Annotated in this window: 1 protein-coding gene; it reads right to left on the bottom strand. The window is 55.9% G+C overall.

The features are described 5' to 3' along the window. Positions 1-290 (bottom strand): beta-eliminating lyase-related protein (locus tag AB9F29_RS22305; RefSeq protein ID WP_369757301.1); only part of this gene is annotated, 290 nt, incomplete at both ends.

Below are 290 nucleotides of genomic sequence, written 5' to 3'. Positions count from 1 at the left end.
CCGCGCTGTGGTCCGTGCACGCCGCGATTGCCTTCGCCCCGAATGGCACTTCCCAGAAATTGCGGGGACATTTTCCAATCAGTCGTCGGAATCAAAGTGAGCTTGGCGCCGCCCGTATAAAACTCCGGCGCGTTGCATTCGTCCTCATGGATATGGGCAACATCACTGCAAAAAATCGTGTCAAACGGTAGCGCTAGACAGGCGAGAATAAGAGAATTGGCCGCTGTCCCTGTGGCCACAAGATGCACGACGGCTTCGGGTGCCTCGAAAATGGTGCGGATTTTGGAGGT

The sequence above is a fragment of the Falsihalocynthiibacter sp. S25ZX9 genome (genome assembly GCF_041205405.1).
GTDB classification, from domain to species: Bacteria; Pseudomonadota; Alphaproteobacteria; order Rhodobacterales; family Rhodobacteraceae; genus Falsihalocynthiibacter; species Falsihalocynthiibacter arcticus.
The sequence above is the reverse complement of the archived record's forward strand: the minus strand, read 5'-3'. Positions and strand labels throughout refer to the sequence as shown.